Source organism: Nibrella viscosa (assembly GCF_039541875.1).
Taxonomy (GTDB): domain Bacteria; phylum Bacteroidota; class Bacteroidia; order Cytophagales; family Spirosomataceae; genus Nibrella; species Nibrella viscosa.
Window position 1 is genome coordinate 207,726 of record NZ_BAABHB010000012.1, and the last position, 6,583, is coordinate 214,308.

Here is a 6,583-nt window from a genome sequence, read left to right on the forward strand (position 1 = left end):
ACCTCACCCAAAAAATTATCGTTTACTTTGCGTGTCTAATTGCCACGTAACCATTAATCAAACACGTAACATGAAAAAACTGAGTGCAATCCTGGTCGCTCTTTTCCTCACCGTTTCGTTTGTCTATGCCCAGGGTAACAAGCCAAGCCCGGCGGTAACGGCGGAAAGCCCCAGCAAGAACATTAAAGTGAAGTACGGCCAACCGTCAAAACGAGGACGGGTGATCTTTGGTCCCGAAGGCTCTACCAGCCTCGAAAAATACGGTAAAGTATGGCGTACTGGTGCCAACGAAGCTACCGAAATCACCTTTGCCAAAGACGTAAACTTCGGCGGCAAACCGGTTAAAGCAGGCAGCTACACGCTGTTCACTATTCCCGACGAGAAAGAATGGACCGTTATCCTGAACGGCCAACTGGGTCAGTGGGGGGCGTATGACTACGAGAAACACAAAAGCAAAGATGTTGCCAGCGTGAAGGTTCCGGCTAAAACAACCAACGACGTAGCCGAAAAGCTGGTGATCACCCCAACCGACAATCAGTTGACCATCGCCTGGGACAAAACCATGATTGCCGTTCCGATTAAGTGAGTTTGAACTTTGTAGGTTGAAGTCCGAAGTTTGTACGAGGCCGCCCGGCGGTTGAAAGGAACCCGGTATTAAAAGGACGTCAGCCAACTATAGACTTCAACCCAAAATAGCCCGGTCACTACAATGGCCGGGCTTTCTTTTTTTGTGAAATTTGCGCGTGCCGCTTTACAGGCACGAGCCTGCTTGTTTTCTTTGCGCGTACTACCGCCACTACCCATTACTCCACCCACTATGAAAAAGCTCTTCCTGTACTCCTTTCTTTTCACGTCAGGCTTCTCCCTACAGGCGCAGCCGAGCTTCCTCATTTCAGCCCCGGCTGCCAGCGAATACACCAAAATCGATAAAAGTGGCCGCACCGTACTGCCCAACGGCCGGTTCATCACCCCAAGAGGGCAGCAAATTACCACGGCTCCACACCCCTATGGATTAGCCATCAGTCCTGATGGTCAGACTGTGGTAACCGCCAATTCCGGCATCTCGCCGTTTTCCATCTCCATTATCCGGTCTATTCTGGCCGCCAATCCGCAGGTGCGGCAGGTGCCTGAGGGGGCCAAAAACGACAAAGGGATTCTGGAAGCCTGCTTTATGGGGCTGGCCATTACGCCGGACAACAAAACCGTGTACGTGGCCGGTGGCGAAACCAACAAGATCTTTGCCTTCGATCTGACGACCGGCAAACGCACCGGAACCATCAACTGCGCCGTAAAGAACGGCGGCACCGACTACTCACATGGCTACATCGGCGATATGGTGCTGAGCCGCGACGGCCGGACGCTGTACGCCGTCGATCAGATTGGCTTCCGGATGCTGGTCATCGACGTAGCCGGCCGGAAAATCCTGCATAACGTACCCACCGGCCGCTACCCATTCGGCATCACGTTATCGCCCGATGAGCAAACGGCCTACGTGGCCAATGTGGGCGTATTCGAGTACAAGCCCTTCACCGACCTCGACCGCAAGAATCTGAAGGAAACCGCCCACGACTACCCGGCCTCCAAATACGGCTCCAAAGAAATGAAGGAAGGCGTACCCGAGAAAGGTATTCCGGCGCTGGGGGACCCCAACGCGCCCGAAGCGTTTTCGGTCTGGCGTATTACGCTGGGCAGTCGGCCGCAGGTTCGGGCGAAAATCAAGACCGGCTTCCTGGTGGGGCAGCTAATCGAAGACTTTCCGGCCATTGGCGGCTCCAGCCCGAACTCGGTGGTGGCAACTGACCAGTACGTCTTTGTCAGCAACGGCAACAACGACTGCATTTCCGTCATCGACATCAAAAAAGACACGGTGGTGCGCAACATTCCGCTTTCGTCCGACCCCCGGCTGGGTAAGTGGCGGGGGGTTATTCCGTTCGGGGTGGCGCTCTCGCCGGACGGTAAGCGGCTCTATGTGGCCGAAGCGGGTATCAATGCCGTGGGGGTGATTGACGTACCAACCATGCAGGTGATCGGCCACATCCCGACCGGCTGGTTTCCGTCGAAGCTGAAGGTGAGCCTGGACGGCAAAAAGCTGATTGTCGCCAACGCCAAAGGTTTCGGTAGCGGTCCCAACGGCGGCAAAAACTTTCAGATAGGACCGGAAGGCAGCTACATCGGCGGCCTGATGAAAGGAACCGTCTCCGTCATCGACATTCCCGCCGATGCCCAACTGGCTGCCGAAACCCGGCAGGTGGTGGATAATAACTTCCGTTTCTCACCCGTTCCCACTGGTCGCCATACCAATCCGATTCCGCTGTACCCCCGGCACAAAGAATCGCCCATCAAACACATTGTTTTTATCGCCAAGGAGAACCGCACCTACGACGAGATATTCGGGCAGGTAAGCGGTGGGCAGGGTGATCCGGCGCTGGCCCGCTACGGCCGCGATGCTTCCTTTACCAGCCGCGACAAGGCCCGGTCGGTCAGTAAAGTCACGGTGATGCCCAACCACCTGGCGCTGGCACAGCGGTTTGCCATGTCGGACAACTTCTACTGCGACGCCGACGTTTCGGCCGACGGGCACCGCTGGATGGTGAACACCTACCCCAACGAATGGGTCGAAACCGGCACCGCAGCCGCCTACGGCGGTCGGCGCAATATGCGGGATAGCTCCAATGCGCCCGGTAACCTGGCGTTCTATGGCTCGGCCGGTTCCATTTACCCGGAAGATTACAACGAAGCCGGCTCCATGTGGGAGCACCTGGAGCGGCACGGCAAGGCGTTCTTCAACTTCGGTTTTGGCGTAGAGATGGCGGGGGCCTACAGCGACAGCACCATGAAGTACATCGGCGAAAAGTACACCATCAATTACCCCCTGCCCGCTCCGCTGTACGACCGGTCGTCGCGCATCTTTCCGACCTACAACATGGCGGTACCCGACCAGTTCCGGACGGATATGTTTATCAAAGAATTCAACGAACGGTGGACGGGTCCGGGCAAAACGCTGCCGTCCCTGATTACGCTGATGCTGCCCAACGACCACGGCACCCGCGAACGCCCCAAAGCTGGGTTCCCGTTTACGGAAAGCTATATGTCGGATAATGACCTGGCACTGGGCCGCGCCATCGAGTTTCTGTCCCAGACCCCCTACTGGAAGAACATGGTTATTGTGGTGCTGGAAGACGACCCGCAGGGGGGCGTAGACCATATTGATGCGCACCGGAGCCCGCTGCTGGTGATTTCGCCCTACGTCAAAAAGAACTACGTGGGGCATGGGCATTACAGCTTCGGCAGCGTGTTCAAAACGTTCTGGCACATTCTGGGTATGCCCTACCAGAACCAGTACGATGCCGGAGCTACCGACCTCGCCGACCTCTTCACCGACCAACCCGACTTTAACCCCTACCACGCCGTACCCGTCGACGCCCGCGTGTTTGACCCCCAGAAAGCCCTCGACCCCTTCGACGAGAAATTCGACTGGAAAGCCTTCGCCGAATCCGAAGAACTCGACCGCACCGAAACCATGCAGAAGCGCCGGCAGGAAGATGACGAGCAGGCAAAGAAAAAACGGAAGAAGAAGCAGTAAGCCTTTACAGCACTATGCTATATACTCATTAGCGATACAATCGCGAACGAGCAAGTGCAATTTGAAGAGTCGAAAAACATGTTTTTACAATTTAGCTGATATAGTGTAGGTCTTCGATGAATAACTAAAGCTGCTGGAGGAGGCATCTAAACTAGTGTTGCTTAAAGGTTAAATAGTCGGGTATAGCTTATGTAGCTTAACTCGGGCATCCTTGGTGGTAAACTGCCAGTTGGCCTTCGCTTGCTGTTGATTCCGGCGCTCCTGCCAAGCCGCCACTTCGCTGATTAGCCTCTCTTTAGTAGCCATTGGGCGACTCAGGCAGTCCCGCTGTAAGATGGACAACTCTATCTCGGCCATGTCCAGCCAACTGCCATGCTTTGGCGTGTAGACAAATTCTAGCCGATCCAGATACGCTTTGGCCTTTTCGGCTGTAAAGTTCGCGTAAAAAGCGCTAGGCTTATGAGCACTCAAATTATCACCTACCAGTGTCATTCTGGTGCAGTTGCGGTAAGGGCCATCCAGTAAAGTAGCGATCACACCTACCCAGGTGCGGGCGGTATGGTCGTCTTGGATGGACACATAACGCTTACCCGCCAAAGGCTCAAAAGCCATATATACCTCGCCTACGCCATGGCGGATATATTCTGAATCCTGTAGGCGAGTACCATCAGCGGCCCGGTATTCGACTACTTCCAGAAACTGTTTGGGCGACTCATCCAGACACACTACTGGATACTGCTGCTCATAAGGACGCTCATAGACGGCTAATACTTGTTCCATACGATAGACAAACTCGGCATTCTGCTGGGGTGGAATTACGGCTGCGGCCGACCGTCCAAGCTTTCACCCGCCAGGGCTTCAACTCATTTTTTTTAGCACAGTAGCCACACTGGTGTGCGAGAGCGAATCCACCACCTGTAACGCCACGAGCCGATCGGCGATGGCTTGCAATTTCCAGCGGCTTTCGCCCGCCGGCGGTTCACTACAGGCAATGGCCACCACATGGGCCTCCACTTCACCAGTAAGTTTTTTGTCGGAGCGGGGTTGGCGAGGCTTCGGCTGAAACACAGCCATACCCCGCTCACAAAAGTCTTTACGAATCCGCTCGATGCTGCGGGTAGAGAGATGGTAAGTCAGGGCAATGTGGGTCTGACTTTGCCGTTCAACCGCTTCATCACTGGCCAGCAAGACCTGAGCTTTTTGGATGGCTTTGGCCGAAGCTTTCCCTTTTTGTACTTTGGCCAGTAGTTCAGCCCGTTCAGTGGGTAAGAGGCAGATTCGGTGCTTGGTCATCGTATAAAGAGTTTAATGACAAAAGCACAGAAAGTCGCCATAATACTCTTTAAGCAACACTAGTTAGAAACTTCCAATCAAAGTAAGAAGTTTTTTTTCCCAGAACTTAAATCCACAAAAAGCTCTTGACAAAGAAAAGATATGGCCTGAACTTTGTAGAAAAAATTAAATACTATGAAAAATTATAATTTAACCGCCGTTATAGAAGGAGCAGATGGCTTTATGCATCACCAATACATGAAATTGTTATCATCTAATTCAGAGCAAGCGAAGGAAGAATTTGTTAGAAAGTGTGAAGAAGTTTACGCTAGCCATGGTCCAATTAAAATTGGGCTTATATATTGGTATGTAATTGGCTAAGTTTAAGGAAAGTATTAACAAGATTAATGTGAAGTGGCTTTGTTGTATGGCCCATTTGGTAGGTTCACTAGTCGTGTAGCGACATTATGTTTGTAGCATTCAAGTGGCCAGACAGTGTTCAGCGTGCCGTAGGTACGACACAAACAAGCCTATTTAGGTAGCATACCTACGGCACGCTTGGTGCATTTCAAAGCAATTTGCCTACAACTATGATGTCGCTATGCGACAAAACGCTAACTACGCCTGGTAAGCTTATTAATTTGAGCCATGCAACAAAGCCATGTGAAGTGGTAGAATACAGTTGATACTAAGATACTCTCAGAGTGTATAAATAAGTGCTTTTAAATTGCTAAGTGTTCGAGATAAGTCAAGAAAGTAGAACGTTTTAATTGATAATATATGTGCTTGAGAACTTTTATAGAGGAGTGAATAAAGCTGTAACTCAACAACCGTCGTAACAATAGCCTCGTAGCCGCTCGGTTGATAGAAAATATTACAGAATAACGCTCTCCTCTATAAAGGCTTCTTTGCTTAGATCATAAGCTTGTAATTTGTATAGTTTTGAAAATCTTTAATAGACCTTTTACATTATGACTACCATTTTATCTTATTTGTTAATCTTGTCGACCACTTTTTTTAGTAATCTTGGTAATAAAGACCATGATATTGAACAGGTTCTTAAAGCTTTAAATTACCAGTTTAAAAACTTCTGCCGTGCATCAAGTAGAATTACCAAAGTTGATTTGGATGATACTAATTTGATACTTGTATACGCGGATAAACGAGTTGCAACTATTAACCTTGCCATGGTTAAGTTAAAAACCAGATACGAACAAGGGAAATCATATGTAGTATTTGTATGTGAAGGAAGAGATGATTGCTATGATGTAGGAGAACCTAAAAAGGAGACACCGGTATTCTTAGTAAGAATGAGTTTTTTGATTCCATTTGATAGCTATAATCACGCTCTTTCAATAAAAGGGAATCTAGTAAAGCTTCAGGAATCAATAAACAATTAACGAGTTTCATTAGCTGTATTAGTCAAATATTAATCTGACAAATAGTTTAGATTAATTTCATCTTTATCAGGTCAAAGTTACAAAGTCCGCGTGTTTGACCCACAGAAAGCCTTCGCCGAATCTGAAGAACTCGATCGCACCGAAACTACGCAGAAGCGCTGGCAGGAAGATAACGAGCATGCGAAGAAAAAACGGAAGAAGAAGGAGAGTGTTCAGTAAAGTGTGTCAAGTAAGAATGTCTTAACTTGACAACAAAATGGGAAAGGGGAAAAAAGACTTTGATTATGCCAGCTTCCGTCAGGAAGCGATTCAACGCCTGATGGCAGGC

The 6,583-nt window shown here is 50.1% G+C and carries 7 protein-coding genes; 5 read left to right on the forward strand and 2 right to left on the reverse strand.

The annotated features are described in order from the left end of the window. Window positions 1-70 precede the first annotated feature (70 nt). Both ABD931_RS23105 and ABD931_RS23110 read left to right on the forward strand, forming a co-directional pair. The gene (locus ABD931_RS23105; RefSeq protein WP_345270376.1) at window positions 71-586 is read left to right on the forward strand and encodes a DUF2911 domain-containing protein; all 516 of its coding nucleotides are present in this window, start codon (window positions 71-73) and stop codon (window positions 584-586) included. A gap of 231 nt (window positions 587-817) precedes the next feature. Next, entirely contained in the window at window positions 818-3,583 is a 2,766-nt protein-coding gene (locus ABD931_RS23110; protein ID WP_345270377.1) for an alkaline phosphatase family protein, read from the forward strand. A 168-nt stretch (window positions 3,584-3,751) separates the two neighbouring features. Here ABD931_RS23110 and ABD931_RS23115 read toward each other — a convergent pair whose 3' ends face one another. Together ABD931_RS23115 and ABD931_RS23120 are read right to left on the reverse strand one after the other, a co-directional pair. Further along, on the reverse strand, window positions 3,752-4,399 hold the full coding sequence (locus ABD931_RS23115; RefSeq protein WP_345270388.1) for an IS630 family transposase: 648 nt from the start codon (window positions 4,397-4,399) through the stop codon (window positions 3,752-3,754). Between the two features lie 42 nt (window positions 4,400-4,441). Next, complete coding sequence (locus ABD931_RS23120) at window positions 4,442-4,876, reverse strand: helix-turn-helix domain-containing protein (protein ID WP_345270378.1); 435 nt, start codon at window positions 4,874-4,876, stop codon at window positions 4,442-4,444. Between the two features lie 174 nt (window positions 4,877-5,050). Between ABD931_RS23120 and ABD931_RS23125 the strand changes: the two genes are divergently transcribed. From ABD931_RS23125 to ABD931_RS23135, 3 genes are all read left to right on the forward strand, one after another. Next, a complete protein-coding gene (locus ABD931_RS23125; RefSeq protein ID WP_345270379.1) occupies window positions 5,051-5,236 on the forward strand; it encodes a hypothetical protein in 186 nt (61 codons plus the stop codon). A gap of 590 nt (window positions 5,237-5,826) precedes the next feature. After that, window positions 5,827-6,255, forward strand: a complete 429-nt coding sequence (locus tag ABD931_RS23130) for a hypothetical protein (protein ID WP_345270380.1) — start codon at window positions 5,827-5,829, stop codon at window positions 6,253-6,255. Between the two features lie 90 nt (window positions 6,256-6,345). After that, complete coding sequence (locus tag ABD931_RS23135; protein WP_345270381.1) at window positions 6,346-6,474, forward strand: hypothetical protein; 129 nt, start codon at window positions 6,346-6,348, stop codon at window positions 6,472-6,474. Window positions 6,475-6,583: the final 109 nt, after the last annotated feature.